The sequence below is a fragment of the Streptomyces sp. P13-3-3 genome, assembly GCF_050571355.1.
Taxonomy (GTDB): domain Bacteria; phylum Actinomycetota; class Actinomycetes; order Streptomycetales; family Streptomycetaceae; genus Streptomyces; species Streptomyces althioticus.
The window spans coordinates 5,724,006-5,743,114 of sequence record NZ_CP192228.1 but is presented as its reverse complement, the minus strand read 5'-3'; the positions used below and the strand labels follow the sequence as shown (position 1 = coordinate 5,743,114).

Sequence of the window (19,109 nt, the reverse complement as noted above, 5' to 3'; positions counted from 1 at the left end):
CCCACGAGGGGGCCGGGCCCGGCGGACGCGCGGTCAGCCGGTCACGACACCGGCGGGTAGGCGTTCTTCAGCAGCTCCTGGAACTGGGCGGAGAACCAGTGCCCGGAGACCGGGGCGTCCGGAAGGGCGCCCGACATGTTGTTGTCGTTGCGCGGGTTGCCCTCGTAGGTGGGGTCGCACATCCGGTCGAAGCCCTTGCCCTCGTCGTTGTCGATCTCCTCGCTCGCGCCGTCGGACTCGCCCGGGGGCTTCATCCACACGTAGGCGTCGATACCGGCCGCCGGGGACGCCTGGGGCCGCTCGCCCAGACCCGCTCCGGCCTGGTTGCACCAGTTGCCCGTGTTGTACCGGCGGTCGTAGCGGCCGCCGTCGACGTAGGTGTCCACGTCGGTGGTGGCGCCGGGACCGGTGGGCCGGTTCGCACCGCCCCAGCCGTTGCGGGACGTGTCGATCAGCATGCCGATGTTCGAGTCGAAGCCGAGCGAGACCAGCTCCTGGCGCAGCGCCTGGGCGTACGACAGCTCGTCGACGTAGCGGTTCCAGCTGACCCACTTCGACTCGCGTACGGACTTGCCGCCCACGGAGTCGCCGATGGAGAAGTTGTCCTCCTTCAGCGCGCTGTAGTTGGCCGTGTTGGCGATGAAGCCGTGCACGTCGGCCACGGTCGCGCCCTCGGCGGTCGCGGCCTGCTTGAACAGCTCGGCGGAGGGACCGAAGTTGTCGTCCCAGCCCAGCCAGCCGTGGTGGCCGGCGTCCACGTAGTTGTAGACGTTGGGCGCGTCGCCCAGCTTGTTCAGGGCGTAGCCGACGCCCTTGATGTAGTTGCCGTTGGCCTTCATCGTGTCGCAGTTCTCGGTGGCGGTGGCCCGCGGCGACACGTTGGTGACCAGGTTGGGCAGCGAGTCGATCTCGACCGTGGTGACGATCCGCAGCGACGCGTACTTCGGGTCGGAGAGGATCTCCGCGATCGGGTCGATGTACTCGGTCTTGTAGCGGTCGATCTCCGTCGGGCCCAGCTCGCCGTTGGAGGCGAGGGCGGCGCAGTCGCGGCCCGGCAGGTTGTAGATGACCACCTGGAAGACGAGCTCGTCGGAGCCCTGCTGGCGCAGCGCCTCGTCGAGGTGCTCGCGCAGGCCCATCTTGCCGTTCGCCCCGTCGATGGCGGCGATGCGGTCCAGCCACACACCGGTCGGCTCGTCGGCGATGGCGTCGCCGCCCGGCTCGGCGGCGGCGTTCGCGGACCACTCCGGGTTCACGTACACCTTGGCGCCGTCGTAGGGGTTGTCCACCCGGTCGCCCTGGGTGGGCGGGTCCTCCGGGTCCGTCGGATCCGTCGGGTCCGTGGGGTCGGTGCCGCCGTCGTCGACGTTGCAGGTCACGCCGTCGAGGGTGAAGGTGCTGGGCACGGCGTTGCTGCCGGTGTAGCTGCCCTGGAAGCCGAACGTGGCGGAGCCTCCGCTGGCGAGCGTGGCGTTGTACGACTCGTTGGCCGCCGTGACGCTCGCGCCGGACTGGGTGATCCTGGCGTTCCAGCCGCTGGTCACCCTCTGGTTGCCGGCGTAGGTCCAGTTCACCGCCCACGACGACTTCGCGGCGCCGTGGTTGGTGACCGTCACGGACGCGGTGAAGCCGGTGTCCCACTGGTTCTGCACGGTGTAGTCCACGGTGCAGGGGACGGCGGCCGCGCCGGCGTCGCCCGGGACGGCGGCGATCGCCGACCCGGTGGCGCCGGCGACCAGCGCCATGGCGGCGAGGAGCGCGGTTCTGGTGCGACTCATTGTGCGGGTTTCCTTATCCGTAGGGGGCGTTCCTTGCGGGCACGCGCAGGCGTTCGCGCGGCCTGGTGCCTTACGGGGTGGGGGATGCCGTCCCGGATCCGCACGGGCGGGTCCGTGTGACCGGCCGGACGTCTCCGGGCAGCACGACGGCACAGGGATCCCACGGTGACGAGCGCCCCCGCGTCAGGTGCTCCACACGTGCACGGGGGTGGCTAAAAGTACTGAACGCGGGGGGTGGCTCATCGAGCGACTCCTTGCAGCTCGGACGCGCCGTGACCGACGCGTCGACTGATGGAACCGCTCCCACTGGTGCACATGAAGCTAGCGCCAAGTGACGATGAAGAACAGAGGGTGTGCGGACTTTGGCGTTTCTCGACGGGTCGAATCTTTTCGACTTGCGCCAAGGGTTGACCGGTCACCACCCCGTCCCCACTATGGGAGCGCTCCCACTGGTTCAAGCCTTGACATGTCGAGTCGCAGGAAGGACCAGCACCATGCATCCCCCACCTCGCAGACGCGGTGGCGTGCGCCGTCTCTTAGCGGTCGCCGTGACCGCTCTCGCACTGCCGCTGACGATGCTGTCGACGGGTACCACCCCCGCCCGGGCGGCGGCCCTTCAGTGCAGCGTGGACTACAAGACGAACGACTGGGGGTCGGGCTTCACCACCGACCTGACCGTCACCAACCGCGGTTCGGACGTCATCGACGGCTGGACCCTGACGTACGACTACACGGGCAACCAGCGCCTGGTGAACGGCTGGAACGGCAGCTGGTCGCAGTCCGGCTCCACCGTCACCGTGAAGAACGCCGGGCACAACGGCCGGATCGCCGCCGGCGCCGCCGTCACCGCCGGCGCCCAGTTCTCCTACAGCGGCACCAACACCGCGCCCACGTCCTTCTCGGTCAACGGCACCACCTGCGTGGGCGCCCACCAGCCGCCCATCGCCGTGCTGACCAGCCCGGAGGCCGGCTCGGTCTACTCGCAGGGCGAGACCGTGCCGCTCGAGGCCACGGCCGCCGCGGCCGACCAGGCCACCATCACCAAGGTGGAGTTCTACGACGACACCGAACTGCTCGGGACGGACACCTCCGCGCCGTTCACGCTGGCGGTCGGCGGTCTGGCCGTCGGCGCCCACTCGCTGGTCGCGAAGGCCTACGACAGCCTGGGCGCCTCCGCCTCCTCCACCCCGGTCGGCATCACCGTCGCCTCGGGTCCCGCCGTGGTCGCGAGCCCGTCCCAACTGGGCGTGAAGCAGGGTGAGTCGGGCACGTTCGAGGTGAAGCTGTCCAAGCAGCCGAGCGGGAACGTCACCGTCACGACGGCGCGGGCGAGCGGCAACTCGGGCCTGTCGGTGTCCTCCGGCGCGAGTCTCACCTTCACGCCCGCCAACTGGAGCACCGCGCAGCGGGTGACCGTGGCCGCCGACGCCTCCGGCACCGGCTCCGCGGTCTTCGAGTCCTCGGCGCCCGGCCACGCCAAGGCCGCGGTGACCGTGACCCAGCTGGGCGCGACCAAGTCGTACGAGGGCCGCTTCCTCGAGCTGTACGACAAGATCACCGACCCGGCGAACGGCTACTTCTCCCCCGAGGGCATCCCGTACCACTCGGTCGAGACGCTGATCGTCGAGGCGCCCGACCACGGTCACGAGACCACCTCGGAGGCGTACAGCTACCTGCTGTGGCTGCAGGCCATGTACGGCAGGATCACCGGGGACTGGACGCGGTTCAACGACGCCTGGGAGACGATGGAGCGGTACGCCATCCCGACCGCCGCCGACCAGCCGACCACCTCCTTCTACGACCCCTCGAAGCCGGCGACGTACGCGCCCGAGCACGACACCCCGGACGAGTACCCCTCGCAGCTCGACTCGAATGTCTCCGTCGGCCGTGACCCGATCGCGGCGGAGCTGAAGTCGGCGTACGGCACCGACAACGTGTACGGCATGCACTGGATCCAGGACGTGGACAACGTCTACGGCTACGGCAACTCGCCGGGGAAGTGCGAGGCCGGACCGTCCGACACCGGACCGTCCTACATCAACACCTTCCAGCGCGGACCGCAGGAGTCGGTGTGGGAGACCGTCACGCAGCCCACCTGTGACGCCTTCAAGTACGGCGGCACCAACGGCTACCTGGACCTGTTCACCAAGGACGCGTCCTACGCCAAGCAGTGGAAGTTCACCAACGCCCCCGACGCCGACGCGCGCGCGGTGCAGGCGGCGTACTGGGCCGACCTGTGGGCGAAGGAGCAGGGCAAGGGCGGCGAGGTCGCCGGGACCGTCGCCAAGGCCGCCAAGATGGGCGACTACCTGCGCTACGCGATGTACGACAAGTACTTCAAGAAGGTCGGCAACTGCACCAGCACGTCCTGCCCGGCCGGCACCGGCAAGGACGCCTCGCACTACCTGCTCTCCTGGTACTACGCCTGGGGCGGCGCCACCGACACCTCGGCGGGCTGGTCCTGGCGCATCGGTTCCAGCCACGCGCACGGCGGGTACCAGAACCCGCTCGCCGCGTACGCGCTGGCCAACCACGCGTCGCTGAAGCCGAAGTCGGCGACGGGCGCGGAGGACTGGGCCAAGTCCTTCCAACGCCAGCTGGAGTTCTACCGCTGGCTCCAGTCCGACGAGGGCGGCATCGCGGGCGGCGCGACCAACAGCTGGGCGGGCCGCTACACCACCCCGCCGTCCGGCACACCGACCTTCTACGGCATGTGGTACGACGAGAAGCCGGTGTACCACGACCCGCCGTCGAACCAGTGGTTCGGCTTCCAGGCGTGGTCGCTGGAGCGGGTGGCCGAGGTGTACCACCAGACGGGCAACGCGCTCGCCAAGTCGGTCCTCGACAAGTGGGTCGACTGGGCGCTGTCCGAGACCACGGTCAACCCGGACGGGTCGTTCCTCTTCCCGTCCACGCTGAAGTGGTCCGGCAAGCCCGACACCTGGAACGCGTCCTCGCCGGGCGCCAACAGCGGGCTGCACGTCGAGGTCGTCGACTACACCAACGACGTCGGTGTGGCCGGCGCCTACGCCAAGATCCTGACGTACTACGCCGCCCGCTCCGGTGACACCGAGGCGGCGGACACGGCGAAGGCGCTGCTGGACGGCATGTGGGAGAACCACCAGGACGACCTCGGCATCGCCGTCCCGGAGACCCGCACCGACTACGAGCGCTTCGACGACCCGGTGTACGTCCCGTCCGGCTGGACCGGCACCATGCCGAACGGCGACCGGATCGACTCCTCGTCGACGTTCCTCTCGATCCGCTCCTTCTACAAGGACGACCCGGCCTGGTCGAAGATCGAGAGCTATCTGGAGGGCGGCGCCGCGCCGGTCTTCACGTATCACCGGTTCTGGGCCCAGGCGGACATCGCCACGGCCATGGGCGCGTACGCGGAGCTTCTCGAATAGTCCCCGCCGACGCTCCGTGTACCGGCCCCGGCACCTGACGCCGGGGCCCCGCGGGCCGGGCGGTCCCCTCGCGCACGGGGGGCCGCCCGGTCCTCGCACGCTCCCGTTTCTTCTCCCCCCACGAGGAAGGACACCCCCACCGTGCGAAGAACCCACGTCCTGACGGCCGTGCTCGCCCTGGCGGCCGGACTGCTCGCCGGCGGGCCGCCCGCCCTGGCCGCCGACGCGCCCTCCCCGGCCCCCGCCGCCGTCTCACCGGCCGCCGACACCTACACCTGGCACAACGCCCGCATCGACGGCGGCGGTTTCGTGCCCGGCATCGTCTTCAACCGCGGCGAACCGGACCTGGCGTACGCCCGCACCGACATCGGCGGCGCCTACCGCTGGCAGGAGTCGACGCACGGCTGGATCCCCCTGCTGGACTCGGTCGGCTGGGACGACTGGGGTCACACGGGCGTGGTCAGCATCGCCTCGGACGCCGCCGACCCCGACCGGGTGTACGCGGCGGTCGGTACGTACACCAACGACTGGGACCCCGGGAACGGCGCGGTGATGCGCTCCGCCGACCGGGGCGCGAGCTGGCGGAAGACCGATCTGCCGTTCAAGCTCGGCGGCAACATGCCAGGACGGGGCATGGGTGAGCGCCTGGCGGTCGACCCGCACGACAACGACGTGCTGTACCTGGGCGCGCCCAGCGGCCACGGCCTGTGGCGGTCGACGGACGCGGGCGTCACCTGGACGGAGGTGGCCTCCTTCCCCAACCCCGGCAACTACGCGGAGGATCCGGACGACGAGAGTGGCTACGCCTCGGACAACCAGGGCGTCGTCTGGGTGACGTTCGACGAGTCGGCGGGGACCTCGGGCTCGCCGACGCGGACCGTGTACGTCGGGGTCGCCGACAAGGAGAACGCCGTGTACCGCTCGACGGACGCGGGCGCGACCTGGGAGCGGCTGGCCGGCCAGCCCACGGGATACCTGGCGCACAAGGGCGTCCTCGACGCGGAGAACGGCCACCTCTACCTCGCGTACAGCGACACGGGCGGGCCGTACGACGGCGGCAAGGGGCGGCTGTACCGGTACGCCACGGCGACCGGCACCTGGACGGACATCAGCCCGGTCGCGGAGGCGGACACCTACTTCGGCTTCAGCGGGCTCACCGTGGACCGGCAGAACCCCGGAACGGTGATGGCGACCGCGTACAGCTCCTGGTGGCCCGACACGCAGATCTTCCGCTCCACGGACAGCGGCGCCACCTGGACCCAGGCGTGGCGCTACACCTCCTACCCGGAGCGCGAGAACCGCTACGTCATGGACGTCTCCTCGTCGCCGTGGCTGACCTGGGGCGCGGACCCGGCGCCGCCCGAACAGACGCCGAAGCTGGGGTGGATGACGGAGGCGCTGGAGATCGACCCGTTCGACCCGGACCGGATGATGTACGGCACGGGTGCGACGATCTACGGCACGGAGGAGCTGACGCGCTGGGACGACGACACCCCGTTCACCATCCGGCCGATGGTGCGCGGCCTGGAGGAGACGGCGGTCCTCGACCTGGCCTCTCCCCCGTCGGGCGCCCCGCTGCTCAGCGCGCTCGGCGACATCGGCGGGTTCCGGCACACGGACCTGACCCGGGTGCCGTCGATGATGTTCACCGGGCCGAACTTCACGTCGACGACGAGCCTGGACTTCGCGGAGTCGGACCCGGACACGGTGGTCCGCGTCGGCCACGCCGACTCCGGCCCGCATGTGGCGTTCTCCACCGACAACGGCGCCCACTGGGCTGCGGGAACCGACCCTTCGGGGGTCACTGGCGGTGGCACGGTCGCCGCGTCGGCGGACGGCGGCCGCTTCGTGTGGAGCCCGGAGGGCGCGGGCGTGCACCACACGACCGGCCTCGGCGCCTCGTGGTCGGCGTCGCAGGGCATCCCGGCGGGCGCGATCGTGGAGTCGGACCGGGAGGACCCGGAGACCTTCTACGGCTTCAAGTCGGGGCGCTTCTACGTCAGCAGGGACGGCGGGGCGACCTTCGAGGCGTCGTCGGCGACCGGGCTGCCGGCCGGTGACAGCGTGCGGTTCAAGGCGCTGCCGGGCACGGCGGGCGAGATCTGGCTGGCGGGCGGGGCGGCCGGCGGACCGTACGGGCTGTGGCACTCCACCGACTTCGGGGAGACGTTCACCGAGCTGCCGGGCGTCGAGGAGGCGGACACCGTCGGCTTCGGCAAGGCGGCGCCGGACGCGTCCTACCCGACGCTGTTCACCAGCGCGCGGATCGACGGGGTGCGCGGCATCTACCGCTCCACGGACGCGGGCGCGAGCTGGGTCCGGGTCAACGACGATGCGCACCAGTGGGGTTGGACCGGCGCGGCCATCACCGGCGACCCGCGGGTCTTCGGCCGGGTGTACGTGGCGACGAACGGCCGGGGCGTGATCTACGGCGACCCGGCGGACACGGGCGGCGGCACCGATCCGGACCCGTCGGGCGCGTGCGAGGTGACGTACCGGGTCACGCACGCGTGGGGCGACGGCTTCCAGGCGGAGGTCCGCCTGACCAACACGGGAACGACGGCGTGGGACGGCTGGTCGCTCACCTGGACCTTCCCGGACGGCCGGCGCATCGCGCACCTGTGGAACGGCACGCACACACAGTCCGGCACGTCGGTGACGGTCCGCGACGCCGACTGGAACCGCACGGTGACGCCCGGCGCGTCGGTCGCCTTCGGCTTCACCGCGAGCGGCCCGGCCACGGAGGCGACACCGTCGGCCTTCGCCCTGGGCGGGAGGACATGCACGGTGCGCTGAAGATCGCCGGCGGGGATGATGGTCCCGCCCCCGCCGGCGACCCGAAGGAGCCACCTCGATGCACGGACGCATCATCTTCCTCAACGGCACGTCCAGTTCGGGCAAGTCCAGCATCGCGCGGGAGTTGCTGCGGGTGCTGGACGGGCCGTGGTTCCACATGCCCGTGGACGCGTTCCACCGGATGCGGACGAGCCGGGAGATCGACGCCGACCGGCTGCCCGACGTGCTGCACCGCACCTGGCGGGGGTACCACCGCGCGGTCGCGGGCATGGCCGCGGCGGGGAACGACGTGGTGGTCGACCATGTGCTGAGCGAGGAGTGGCGGCTGGACGACTGCCTGGAGCTGTTCGACCCGCGGCAGGTCGTCCTGGTCGGCGTGCGGTGCTCGCTGGAGGAGACCGAGCGGCGCGAGCGGGAGCGGGGCGACCGCCCGGCGGGCCTCGCCGCCCGGCAGTACGCGCGGGTGCACGCGCACGGCGTGTACGACGTCGAGTGCGACACGACCACGACGAGCCCGGCGGACTGCGCCCGCGACATCGCCGCCTTCCTGCCCCACCGTCCCTCCCCCACCGCCTTCGAACGGCTCCGCGCCGCGGTGGGAGTGGGCGGGCGGTGAGCCGGATCGCGTTGCTCGGGGGCGGGTTCTCCACGGACGAGAACGGGGTGCTGGACGACTGGGTGCTCGGGCATGCGCGTGCCTCGCGGCCCAAGGTGTGCTTCGTGCCCACGGCCAGTGGGGACGCGGCCGGGTACATCGAGAAGTTCTTCGACGCGTTCCGGGCGCGGGACTGCGAGGCGTCCGTACTGCCCTTGTTCAGGCGCGAGTTGGACGACGCGGCGCTGCGTGACTTCCTGCTCGCGCAGGACGTCGTGTACGTCGGCGGCGGCAACACCGCGAACCTGCTGGCCGTTTGGCGGGTGCACGGTGTCGACCGGCTGCTGCGGGAGGCGTACGCCGGCGGGACGCTGCTGTGCGGGATCAGCGCCGGGGCCAACTGCTGGGCCGAGGGGTCGCACACCGACTCCTACGGCCCGCTGACCCATCTCCCGGACGGGCTGGGGCTGCTGCCCGGCTCGGTGTGCCCGCACTACGACAGCGAGCCCGGCCGCCGGTCCTCCTACCGGGCGGCCGTGGCGCGCGGTGCGCTGCCCGCCGGGTGGGCGGTGGAGGACGGCGCGGCGGCGCTCTTCACGGACGGGCGGCTCACCGAGGCGGTGACGCGGACGCCGGACGCCCGCCTGTACCGGGTGCGGGCGGACGGCGGGACGGGGGCCGTGGAGGAGGCGGTGCCCTGTCGTCCGCTCGGCGGGTGACCCTACGCCGGCCTGCGGAACGCCCTCAGCGTGAAGACCGGGTCCGGGCGGGGGCGGTCCTGGTCGGGGAGGGCCGAGAGGCGGGCGGCGAACTCGTCGACGAGAGGGTGACCGGGCGGGAGGGTCACGAACCAGCCGCGGCGCAGGTCGTCCACCGTGCGGCGGGGGCTGCGGCCCTGGCCGTGGCCCCGGAAGCGGGCCTCCCCCGCCGGGACCAGTCCGTGCCCGGCCGCGCAGGCCGCGACCGTCGCGGGGTCGTCGGGCACGGGGCTCGGCGGGCGCTCGGCGAGCACGGCGTCGATGTCGCTGCCCACGTTGTGCGACAGCCCCTTGTGCACCGTGGTGACGTACACCCCGCCGGGCCGCAGCACCCGCGCGCACTCGGCGACGACGGCGCGCACGTCGGCGGGGTCGGTCAGCAGGTGCAGCAGCCACACGCTGACCACCGCGTCGAAGCTCGCGTCGCGGAAGGGCAGCCGGCGGCTGTCGGCGCGCACCACGGCTCCCGGGAGCCGTGCGGCGGCGCGTCGCGTCATCGACGTCGACAGGTCCACCCCGGTGACCCGCGGTCCGGGGCCGGACGCGGGGAACAGCCGGGTCACGATGCCGGTGCCGCAGGCCACGTCCAGCAGGCGTCGCGCCCGCCGCGGGACGAGGCTCATGACGGCCTCGGCGGCGGCCGCCGCGCGGGGTTCACCGCCGCGCAGGGCGTCGTAGCGCTCCGCTTCCTCGTCGTAGTCCAGCACGCGCCTCAGTGTGCCCCGTGGGCGGGCGCCAGGTCCTCCACCCTGCGGGCGAGCTCGAGGTCCTTCCCGGTGACGGCGCCGCCCGCGCTGTGGGTCTGGACGGACAGGGACACCGTGTTGTAGCCGAGGGTGAGGTCGGAGTGGTGGTCCAGCTCGTCCTGCACCCGCGCGACGTGCACGACCATGGCCGCCGCCGCGATGTGCGAGTCCAGCCGGTAGGCGCGGGTGAGGCGGTCGCCGTCGAGCGTCCAGCCCGGCAGCTCGGCGAGCCGGGACTCGATCTCCGTCCGGGACAGCGGTTCGACGGGCATGCGCGGTGCTCCTTCGCCGGGTCGGCTCTCGTGGCGCGTCCAGGCTGCCACAGAAGCTCCCCTCGTGCCTTGGGGCGGGCGGCGGCCGGCTCCCCCGCGCGGCCGCTCCTCGGCTACCGTCCTGCCATGACCGCTGCCCCCTCCGAAACCGTCTCCCGCACCGAGGGCGTGGGTCCGCTGCTGCGCGCCTGGCGGCAGCGGCGGCGGGTCAGCCAGCTCGAGCTGGCCCTGCGCGCCGACTCCTCCGCCCGGCACATCAGCTTCGTCGAGACGGGCCGGTCCCGGCCCAGCGAGGAGATGGTGCTGCGGCTGGCCGAGCACCTGGACGTGCCGATGCGGGAGCGCAACGCGCTGCTCCTGGCGGCCGGTTACGCGCCGCGGTACCCGGAGACCCCGCTGGACGACCCGGCGCTGGAGGTCGTCCGCACCGGCATCGATCGGCTGATCGGCGGGTTCGAGCCGTACCCGGCGCTGGTGGTGGACGCGGCGTACGACGTGGTGGCGGCCAACCGTGGGGTGCTCGCGCTGTTCGAGGGCGTCCCGGAGAGTCTGCTGACGCCGCCGCTGAACGCGGTGCGGCTCACCCTGCACCCGCGGGGGCTGGCACCGCGGATCCGGAACCTGCGGGAGTGGCGCGGGCACCTGCTGGAGCAGATGCGGCGGAACATCGCCCTGCGCCGCTCGGACCGGCTGCGGGCGCTGTACGACGAGGTGGCGGCGTTCCCGGTGCCGGACACCGCCGGACGCGAGGAGGAACCGGCGGAGCCGGTGGCGTACTTCGCGCTGCCGATGGTGGTCGAGCACCGGGGGCGGACGCTGTCGTTCGTGTCGTCCATCGCCACGTTCAACACCCCGATGGACGTGACCGTCGCCGAGCTGGCCGTGGAGACGCTGCTCCCGGCGGACCCGGCGACGGCCGCGTACCTTCAGACCTGGCTGGGCTGACGCGCCTTCAGCGCCTGGTGCTGCACCAGGGCGAGGCCGCCCACGACGAGTGCCTGGAGCACCACCCACACCGCGCCCGCGGTGGTGGGCGAGAGCCACAGCGCGAGCGCGAGCAAACTCGCCGCCGTCCAGGCGAGGTTGGCCTCGACGACACCGCGCACCCCGGCCGTCGGCGGGTGCGGCCGGGCGGCCAGCAGGCCCACGCCGGCCGCGTACACGGCGAGGAACGCGCCCAGTCCGAGCAGCAGCCCGGAGCCGATGCCGAGGAACCGGCCGAGCGGCCCGGACAGGGCGAGGTAGGCGAGGGCGTTGGCGCCGGTCACCACGGCGTCGAGGGCCAGCAGGCGGCGCAGCGGGGCTCCGGTCCGGGCGGGCGCGGTCAGCGGGGTCGTGGACATGGGGCGTCATCCTCCGTCGGGAGCGGTGCGGGACTCGGTGCGTCCACGATCCCGTGCGTCCGCGGCCGGGTCGATTACGTCCGGGGTAATGCGGCGGGCGGCGGGAGAAGGGCGGTCACCTGCGGCTCGTGAGAGTCTCGGTAGGACATGACAGGATGAGCGCATGCCCGAGCACGTTGGGGAGGCGTGGCGTTGAGTGAGCGGCGGGCCGCACCCACGGTGGGCCAGGTGGTCCTGGGACGGCGGCTGTACGAGTTGCGGGAGGCCGCGGGCCTCTCACGGGAGGAAGCGGCCCGCATACTGCGGGTGGCGCCGGCCACCGTCCGCCGGATGGAGACCGCCGAGGTCGCCCTGAAGATCCCGTACGTCCAGATGCTGCTGACCGCCTACGGGGTGCCCGACGGCGAGGCGGACACGTTCGTCACGCTCGCCGAGGACGCCAACCGTCCGGGCTGGTGGCAGCGGTACCACGACGTGCTGCCGGAGTGGTTCAGCCTGTACGTCAGCCTGGAGGGCGCCGCCCGGATCATCCGCTCCTACGAGCCGCACTTCGTCCCCGGACTGCTCCAGACGGAGGACTACGCGCGCGCCGTGCTGGAGGCCGGCACGATCGGGACGGCGGGCCCGGAGACGGTCGAGCGGCACGTGGCGCTGCGCATGGAGCGGCAGAAGCTGCTGGAGCGTCCCGATCCGCCGCACCTGTGGGTGCTGATGGAGGAGACGGTGCTGCGGCGCCCGGTGAGCGGCGACAGCCGGGTGATGCGCGACCAGCTCGACAAGCTGCTGGAGTACGCGGAGCGGGACCGGGTCACGCTGCAGGTCGCCGAGTTCGCGGACGGGCCGCACCCGGGGACGTACGCGCCGTTCTCCCTGTTCCGGTTCGCCGAGCCGGAGCTGCCGGACATGGTGTTCACCGAGTACCTGACCGGCGCGCTGTACCTGGACTCCCGCAAGGAGGTCTCGGTGCACCTGGAGGTGCTGGACCACATGACGGCCCGTGCGGCCTCGGCCCGGCGCACCGAGAAGCTGCTGCGGGAGTGCCGCGAGCGCCTGTGAGGCGCCCGCGGGCTCAGGCCGCGCCCTCCTGGCGGCCGCCGGTTCCCTTGTCGTCGTCGACGATCTCCGCGTCCACGACGTCGTCGTCCCCCGGGGACGCGCCGCCGTCGTCCGCGGGGCCGGGCCCGGCCGCCGCGCCGGTGCCGGCGGCGCCGGTCTGCGCGTACATCGCCTGGCCCATGCGCTGGCTGACCGTGGCGACCTTCTCCACGGCGGTGCGCAGCTCGGCGGTGTCGGGCGACTCCTGCTCCAGCAGCCGCTTGACGTCGGCGACGGCGGACTCCACCTCGGACCTGGTGTCGCCGGGCACCTTGTCGCTGTTCTCGGTGAGGAACTTCTCCGTCTGGTAGACGAGTTGCTCGGCCTGGTTGCGGGTCTCGGCGGCCTCCCGGCGCCTGCGGTCCTCCTCGGCGTACTGCTCGGCCTCCCGCATCATGCGGTCGATGTCGTCCTTCGGGAGGGCCGAGCCGCCGGTGACGGTCATCTTCTGTTCCTTGCCGGTGCCCAGGTCCTTCGCGGAGACGTGCATGATGCCGTTGGCGTCGATGTCGAACGCCACCTCGATCTGCGGCACCCCGCGGGGCGCCGGCGGCAGGCCGGTCAGGTCGAACGTGCCGAGCTTCTTGTTGTACGCGGCGATCTCGCGTTCGCCCTGGTAGACCTGGATGCCGACCGAGGGCTGGTTGTCGGCGGCGGTGGTGAAGATCTCCGAACGCCGGGTGGGGATCGTGGTGTTGCGCTCGATCAGCTTCGTCATGATGCCGCCCTTGGTCTCGATGCCGAGGGACAGCGGGGTGACGTCGAGCAGCAGCACGTCCTTGACGTCGCCACGGATGACGCCGGCCTGGAGGGCGGCGCCGAGGGCCACCACCTCGTCGGGGTTGACGCCCTTGTGCGGTTCCTTGCCGGTCAGTTCGCGGACCAGGTCGGTCACGGCGGGCATCCGGGTGGAGCCGCCGACGAGGATGACGTGGTCGATGTCGGACAACCGCACCCCGGCGTCCTCGACGGCCTGGTGGAAGGGCTTCTTGCAGCGGTCGAGCAGGTCCTGGGTGAGCTCCTGGAACTGGGCCCGGGTGAGCTTCTCGTCCAGGTGCAGCGGGCCCTCCGAGGAGGCGGTGACGTACGGCAGGTTGATGGTGGTCTCACTGGACGACGACAGCTCGATCTTCGCCTTCTCGGCGGCCTCGCGCAGCCGCTGGACGGCCATCTTGTCCTGCGCCAGGTCGACGCCGTACTGGCCCTTGAAGCGCTTGGCGAGCCAGTCCACGATCCTCTGGTCCCAGTCGTCGCCGCCGAGGTGGGTGTCGCCGTTGGTGGCCTTCACCTCGATGACGCCCTCGCCCATCTCCAGCAGCGACACGTCGAAGGTGCCGCCCCCGAGGTCGAACACCAGGACGGTCTGGTCGTTCTCCTTGTCCAGTCCGTAGGCGAGCGCCGCGGCGGTGGGCTCGTTGATGATGCGCAGCACGTTGAGCCCGGCGATCTCGCCGGCCTCCTTGGTGGCCTGCCGCTGGGTGTCGTCGAAGTACGCCGGCACGGTGATGACGGCGTCGGTGACGTCCTCGCCGAGGTAGGACTCGGCGTCCCGGCGCAGCTTCTGCAGCACGCGGGAGGAGAGTTCCTGCGCCCGGTAGCGGGTGCCGTCGACGGAGCCCTGCTCGGGGAACCGCCACTGGGCGTCGCCCATGTGCCGCTTGACCGAGCGGGCGGTGCGGTCGACGTTGGTGACGGCCTGCCGCTTGGCGACCTCTCCGACGAGCACCTCGCCGTTCTTGGCGAAGGCCACGACCGAGGGGGTGGTGCGGGCGCCTTCCGCGTTGGCGATGACGGTGGGTTCACCGCCCTCGAGCACCGCGACCACCGAGTTCGTGGTTCCCAGATCGATTCCGACGGCACGTCCCATCGCTGTAACCCCTTTCCGTCAGGGCTCCGCTCCGGTCTTCCAACACTTCCAGCACAAAACTTGAGCGGCCTCTTGTCAAGTGTGCGGGCGGAGGGAAGTCAGCGGGCGTCGCGGCCGTCCGGGTGGTCCCGCAGCGTCACCGCGCGCCGGGGACGGTCGGTGACCAGGACGTCCACGCGCGGGTCGTCGAGGAAGGCGCGCAGCGCCGTGTCGTCGTTGACCGTCCACACCATCGTGAACAGTCCCCCGCGGGCGGCCTCGCGCAGCACGGTGGCGCGGGCCAGCCGCTGGTGCACGGCGACCCCGTGGGCGCCGCAGGCACGGACGCGCCGCAGCGGCAGCAGTTCGCCGATCCGGGTGCGCACGAGGCGACGCCTTCCCAGGTCCCGGCCGTCGCGGCCCAGGGAGAGCAGGGTGCGCACGCGCGGGCGGGCGGCGGTGAGGGCGGCGACGGAGCGGTCCTCCAGGGTGGTGGCGACGACCCCGTCCTCCCCGAGCAGGGCGACCGCCCGGTCCAGCAGCTCCCGCTCGTAACCGGTCTCCTTCAGGTCCAGATGGGCGACCAGCTTCCCCGCGATCAGCTCCATCACGTCCTCGACGGCCGGCACCGGGTGTCCGGCGCGGGCGTCCAGCTCGGCGCGGGTCAGCGTGGACAGCAAGGGTCCGGTGCCGGCCACGCGCGCGTCGTGGTGGACGACGAGGACGCCGTCCGCGGTGCGCCGCACGTCGAACTCGACGTACTCGGCGCCGGAGTCGAGCGCGTCCCGGTACGCCTCCCAGGTGGCCGGGGCGGCGCGCTCGGCGCCTCCACGGTGGGCGGAGACGGCGGGGCGGTGCGATGTCATGGCGGCGGCTTCCGTCGGCGTACGCGGCGCAGGCCGCCCCGGCGGCGGGGGCGGCCTGCGGTGACCTGCGGGGACGGACGGGTCAGGCGAGCTTCGCCGTCAGGGTGATCTCGGTGCCCTTGAGCGCCTGGCTGACCGGGCAGTTCACCTTGGCGTCCTCGGCGGCGGCGACGAAGCCGGCCTCGTCCAGGCCGGGGACCGTGCCCTCGACCGTGAGGTGGATGCCGGTGATGCCCTGGCCCGGCACGAAGGTGACCTCGGCGTTGGTGGTCAGCCGGGTGGGCGGGGTGCCCGCCTTGTCGAGGCCGTTGGACAGGGCCATCGAGAAGCAGCTGGAGTGCGCGGCGGCGATCAGCTCCTCGGGGCTGGTCTTCCCGTTCGCGTCCTCGGCGCGCGAGGCCCAGGTGACCGGCTGCTCGGGGATGGCGCCCGAGGAGTCGAAGGCGACGACCCCGCTGCCCTTGAAGAGGCTGCCTTCCCAGACGGTGTGTGCGGCGCGCGTGGTTGCCATGACGCAATCCTTTCGAGAAAAGTCCGGCCGTGTGTCCGGCGGTGCTCGGTCCGGACGCCCGGAGTACAGGCGTCCTGTCCCATCCGATCACATCACGGCTCAACTCACCCGGAAGACGGGCCCCCTCGGGGTGAAGGGCAGGGTCGCGCCCTGGGGGATCAGGTAGGCGTGCTCGCGCCGCACCCGCAGCACGTCGCACCAGCCGTCGGTGATGACCAGCACCGGCGCGCCGCGCGGGAAGTCGTCGGCGCGCTCCAGCAGGTCGACGCCCGGCTGGAGCACGGTGCCGCCCCGGCCGCGCACCCGCACCCTCCCCGCGATCTCGGTGACCGGCACGTACCCCGCGTCGTGCGGGGCCGCGTCGCAGAACACCACGCGCGCGGCCGGCACGTCGCGGGACTCCGCGTAGGAGGCGATGGCGCCGAGCGCCTTGCCGAGCAGGATCCGGTTCATGGAGCCGGAGGTGTCGAGGACGACGCCGAAGGTGCAGCGGGCGACCTCCTCGGGCGGGTACCAGCGGCCCGCGCGCGGGATGTCCGGGGTGGACGCCTGGCGCCGGGAGGGCCGGGCGAACGACCGCAGCGGCTCGGGGCGGGGCACGAACTCGTCGAACCAGCGGGCGAGCCGGGCGTCCCAGGGCAGCGGAGGATGACTGAGGGCGCGGATCTCCTCGACCAGGCCGGCCGGGAGCAGCCCGCGCTCCTGGCGGTCGTGCAGGTCCAGGCCCTGGGCGAGGCCCCGGCGGTAGAAGCCGTCGAGGTCGACGCAGTCGCGGGGCGGGCCGAGCGGGGCGCCGAGGACGTCGCCGAGGCCCTTGCCGCGCGGGGTGGCCAGGCGGCGGGAGCGGCGCTCGCCGGCGATGCGGTCGTACACCTCCTCGGCGGACAGCCCGGCGAGGTCCTTGTCGTACAGCAGGCCCGCCGGCATCGTGCCGATGTCCATCTCGACGAGCCAGCCGTTGACGACGAAGTCACAGGCGACGTTGAACAGGAACGGGTCGCGGGGGCCGCAGCGGTCGCCGTGGCGCAGGGCGGCGTGCAGCATCTCGTGCGCCAGCACGAACCGCCACTCCTCGTCCTCCAGGACCCGCAGCGGGTTGACGTAGATCTCGCCGGCCTCGGCGTTGACGGCGGCGACGGAGATGCCGTGGGCGCGGGCCAGTTCGGCGTCGGCGACCAGGGTCATGCCGGAGGCGATGCCGCCGAGCAGCGGGTAGGAGGAGACGAACCAGCTCAGCGCCTTGTGCCAGGGGCGACGCGGGGCGGGAGCGCCGTCCAGGCTGTCCCGGCGGCCGCCCGCGACGTCCATCGCGGCGGCCACGGTGCGGGTGAGGGCGGAGGCGAACGCCAGCTGGTGGTCGGGCGGCTGCCCGTACCAGCCGTCCCAGCCGGTCAGGTGCAGGTCGGGTTCGCCGCCCGCCGTGCCGCAGCGCCGGTAGGGCTCGGGGACGCCGGTGCGCCGCCAGGCGGCGGCGAGGCGCTCCTCGTCGCCGTCGGGGTAGGCGGCGGGCAGCTCCTCGGGCGGCCGCCCGACGGGCGAGCCGAGCAGGAAGCGGTCGACGACGACGCAGCGGGCGGCCAGCTCGCACGCGTCCGGCTGGGTGCGGGGCCCCGAGGCGGCGGGGACGTGGCCGAAGCCGAGGTGCAGGACGGCGTGCGCGAGGGCCCACGCCCAGGTCTCCGGGTCGGCCGTGCGGTCGGGGTGGACGTGCAGCACGGCGTCCGAGTCGACGCGCACCAGACCGTCGCGGGGCGACAGTTCGCAGTCCTCGCGGCGGCACACGTCGGCCTCCACGGCGGCCAGCGCGGGGTTGGCCTTCATGATCCGCAGGCCCGCGGTGAACGCCTCCTCCGCGAGGTCGCGCTTGCGGCGCTGCTTGTCGCCCTGGGTGTGCGGGCCCTTGCCGCGGGGACGGCTCACCGGCGCGCCTCCACCAGCCGGGGCATGTCACGGGCCGCCTCGACGAGGAACCACGACGGCAGCACCGGGTTGCCGTCGGCGTCCGGGGCGATGACCGTCTGCGCGACCTCGACGGAGATCTCCGCGAGCTGCACCAGCAGCGACTTGGCGCGGTACGCGATCTGCCGGCCGGCCGCGGACATGTGCTCCTTGGACGCGGGCAGCTCCTTGACCAGCCGGCCGCGGAAGGACTCGGCGAGGTAGTAGAGCAGGTCGCGGTCCTCGGGGCGGTGCGGCCAGCGGGCGTCGCCCTTGAGCACGGCGTCGATGCCGAAACGGCTGCGGACGATCTTGACGTAGCCGCAGAAGGCGGAGGCGTGCGCGGGGGTGAGCGTGCCGTGGGCGAGGACCTTCAGGGTGTCCTCGTCGAGGTCGCGGCCGAAGGAGTGCAGCGCGTCGGAGAGCATGTGCCAGGAGCGGGGGGTGGAGAACGGCTCCTCGGTCTTGGGCGGCTTGGACCACAGGTGGCCGGGGCGGTCGGTGAGGTGGTCGGTGATCCACGGGTGGATGCCGTTGTCCGCCGCCCACACCAGCCAGTCCTTCGGGGACGCCTCCAGGTGGACGTGGGCGAGGCGGTTGACCAGCGCGGAGGCGAGCGGACGGGCGAGCGCGTTGTCGGTGGCGCGGTTGCCGGCGCCGATGACGACGGAGCCCTTGGGCAGCTCGTAGTCGCCGATGCGGCGGTCCAGGATCAGCGAGTAGAACGCCTTCTGCACGTCCGGGGTGGCCGCGTTCAGCTCGTCGAGGAACAGGCAGTACGGCTCGTCGCGGGCGATCGACGCGGGCGGGCAGAACACCGAGCGGCCGTCCCGGATCTGCGGCACGCCGATCAGGTCCTCGGGGGCGAGCTGGGTGCCCAGCAGGCTCACGCACTCCAGGCCGAGGCTCTCGGCGAACTCCCTGACCAGGGAGGACTTCCCGATGCCGGGCGCGCCCCAGAGGAACACGGGCCGCACGGTCGCCAGACCGAGCAGCAGCTCCGGGACACGGGCGGGGGTGACGGTGACGGCTGCCTGCACGCGGAAGCTCCCTCTGCGCGCCTCGGCGGGCGCGGACGGCACGGGGGTGGACGACTCGCGGTCGAGGTTCTCAACCGGAGGGCGTGTCCGTCACGCGAATATCGTCCGCGACGCC

General features: G+C 72.5%; 15 protein-coding genes. 6 read left to right on the top strand and 9 right to left on the bottom strand.

Features of this window, described 5'->3' with window-relative positions; all coding sequences use genetic code 11:
- Positions 1-41: 41 nt before the first annotated feature.
- Positions 42-1,778: a glycoside hydrolase family 6 protein gene (locus ACQZOG_RS25845; RefSeq protein ID WP_033273710.1), complete on the bottom strand. Its 1,737-nt coding sequence runs from the start codon at positions 1,776-1,778 to the stop codon at positions 42-44.
- 494 nt (positions 1,779-2,272) lie between these two features.
- Between ACQZOG_RS25845 and ACQZOG_RS25840 the strand changes: the two genes are divergently transcribed.
- The 4 genes from ACQZOG_RS25840 to ACQZOG_RS25825 all read left to right on the top strand — a co-directional run bounded on the left by ACQZOG_RS25840 (position 2,273) and on the right by ACQZOG_RS25825 (position 9,298).
- Positions 2,273-5,188, top strand: coding sequence for a glycoside hydrolase family 48 protein (locus ACQZOG_RS25840; protein ID WP_382001259.1), 2,916 nt, complete (start codon positions 2,273-2,275; stop codon positions 5,186-5,188).
- Positions 5,189-5,329: 141 nt separating this feature from the next.
- Positions 5,330-7,984, top strand: a complete 2,655-nt coding sequence (locus tag ACQZOG_RS25835) for a cellulose binding domain-containing protein (RefSeq protein WP_430741850.1) — start codon at positions 5,330-5,332, stop codon at positions 7,982-7,984.
- 58 nt (positions 7,985-8,042) lie between these two features.
- Complete coding sequence (locus ACQZOG_RS25830) at positions 8,043-8,600, top strand: chloramphenicol phosphotransferase CPT family protein (RefSeq protein ID WP_058917322.1); 558 nt, start codon at positions 8,043-8,045, stop codon at positions 8,598-8,600.
- A complete protein-coding gene (locus ACQZOG_RS25825; protein WP_033273714.1) occupies positions 8,597-9,298 on the top strand; it encodes a peptidase E in 702 nt (233 codons plus the stop codon). The genes ACQZOG_RS25830 and ACQZOG_RS25825 overlap by 4 nt, the downstream gene beginning before the upstream one ends.
- A 2-nt stretch (positions 9,299-9,300) precedes the next feature.
- Here the strand turns inward: ACQZOG_RS25825 and ACQZOG_RS25820 are convergent, their stop codons facing one another.
- Both ACQZOG_RS25820 and ACQZOG_RS25815 read right to left on the bottom strand, forming a co-directional pair.
- A complete protein-coding gene (locus tag ACQZOG_RS25820; RefSeq protein WP_033273715.1) occupies positions 9,301-10,044 on the bottom strand; it encodes a class I SAM-dependent methyltransferase in 744 nt (247 codons plus the stop codon).
- Positions 10,045-10,049: 5 nt separating this feature from the next.
- Complete coding sequence (locus ACQZOG_RS25815; protein WP_033273716.1) at positions 10,050-10,355, bottom strand: 4a-hydroxytetrahydrobiopterin dehydratase; 306 nt, start codon at positions 10,353-10,355, stop codon at positions 10,050-10,052.
- A 126-nt stretch (positions 10,356-10,481) separates the two neighbouring features.
- Here ACQZOG_RS25815 and ACQZOG_RS25810 point away from each other — a divergent pair, with 126 nt between their 5' ends.
- Positions 10,482-11,300: a helix-turn-helix domain-containing protein gene (locus ACQZOG_RS25810; RefSeq protein ID WP_351031250.1), complete on the top strand. Its 819-nt coding sequence runs from the start codon at positions 10,482-10,484 to the stop codon at positions 11,298-11,300.
- Here ACQZOG_RS25810 and ACQZOG_RS25805 read toward each other — a convergent pair.
- Positions 11,282-11,698 (bottom strand): hypothetical protein, encoded by a 417-nt coding sequence (locus ACQZOG_RS25805; protein WP_033273718.1) that lies wholly within the window; start codon positions 11,696-11,698, stop codon positions 11,282-11,284. The genes ACQZOG_RS25810 and ACQZOG_RS25805 overlap by 19 nt on opposite strands.
- A gap of 192 nt (positions 11,699-11,890) precedes the next feature.
- Here ACQZOG_RS25805 and ACQZOG_RS25800 point away from each other — a divergent pair, with 192 nt between their 5' ends.
- Positions 11,891-12,754, top strand: coding sequence for a helix-turn-helix domain-containing protein (locus tag ACQZOG_RS25800; RefSeq protein ID WP_033273719.1), 864 nt, complete (start codon positions 11,891-11,893; stop codon positions 12,752-12,754).
- A 13-nt stretch (positions 12,755-12,767) separates the two neighbouring features.
- On the opposite strand, the gene dnaK is transcribed toward ACQZOG_RS25800, so the two are convergent.
- The 5 genes from dnaK to ACQZOG_RS25775 all read right to left on the bottom strand — a co-directional run bounded on the left by dnaK (position 12,768) and on the right by ACQZOG_RS25775 (position 18,994).
- A complete protein-coding gene (dnaK, locus tag ACQZOG_RS25795; RefSeq protein ID WP_430741849.1) occupies positions 12,768-14,660 on the bottom strand; it encodes a molecular chaperone DnaK in 1,893 nt (630 codons plus the stop codon).
- Positions 14,661-14,758: 98 nt separating this feature from the next.
- A complete protein-coding gene (locus tag ACQZOG_RS25790; protein WP_033273721.1) occupies positions 14,759-15,505 on the bottom strand; it encodes a glycerophosphodiester phosphodiesterase family protein in 747 nt (248 codons plus the stop codon).
- Positions 15,506-15,587: 82 nt separating this feature from the next.
- Positions 15,588-16,016, bottom strand: a complete 429-nt coding sequence (locus ACQZOG_RS25785) for an OsmC family protein (RefSeq protein WP_033273722.1) — start codon at positions 16,014-16,016, stop codon at positions 15,588-15,590.
- Positions 16,017-16,115: 99 nt separating this feature from the next.
- Entirely contained in the window at positions 16,116-17,936 is a 1,821-nt protein-coding gene (locus tag ACQZOG_RS25780) for a vWA domain-containing protein (protein ID WP_387786412.1), read from the bottom strand.
- Positions 17,933-18,994, bottom strand: coding sequence for an ATP-binding protein (locus tag ACQZOG_RS25775; protein ID WP_193455768.1), 1,062 nt, complete (start codon positions 18,992-18,994; stop codon positions 17,933-17,935). Before ACQZOG_RS25775 ends, ACQZOG_RS25780 begins: the two co-directional genes overlap by 4 nt.
- Positions 18,995-19,109: the final 115 nt, after the last annotated feature.

Excerpts from the sequence above, each read along its gene's own strand:
- ACQZOG_RS25830 (WP_058917322.1), top strand. The coding sequence starts at position 8,043 with ATGCACGGACGCATCATCTTCCTCAACGGCACGTCCAGTTCGGGCAAG.
- ACQZOG_RS25805 (WP_033273718.1), bottom strand. The coding sequence starts at position 11,698 with ATGTCCACGACCCCGCTGACCGCGCCCGCCCGGACCGGAGCCCCGCTG.
- ACQZOG_RS25810 (WP_351031250.1), top strand. The coding sequence starts at position 10,482 with ATGACCGCTGCCCCCTCCGAAACCGTCTCCCGCACCGAGGGCGTGGGT.
- ACQZOG_RS25785 (WP_033273722.1), bottom strand. The coding sequence starts at position 16,016 with ATGGCAACCACGCGCGCCGCACACACCGTCTGGGAAGGCAGCCTCTTC.
- ACQZOG_RS25840 (WP_382001259.1), top strand. The coding sequence starts at position 2,273 with ATGCATCCCCCACCTCGCAGACGCGGTGGCGTGCGCCGTCTCTTAGCG.
- dnaK (WP_430741849.1), bottom strand. The coding sequence starts at position 14,660 with ATGGGACGTGCCGTCGGAATCGATCTGGGAACCACGAACTCGGTGGTC.
- ACQZOG_RS25790 (WP_033273721.1), bottom strand. The coding sequence starts at position 15,505 with ATGACATCGCACCGCCCCGCCGTCTCCGCCCACCGTGGAGGCGCCGAG.
- ACQZOG_RS25815 (WP_033273716.1), bottom strand. The coding sequence starts at position 10,355 with ATGCCCGTCGAACCGCTGTCCCGGACGGAGATCGAGTCCCGGCTCGCC.
- ACQZOG_RS25845 (WP_033273710.1), bottom strand. The coding sequence starts at position 1,778 with ATGAGTCGCACCAGAACCGCGCTCCTCGCCGCCATGGCGCTGGTCGCC.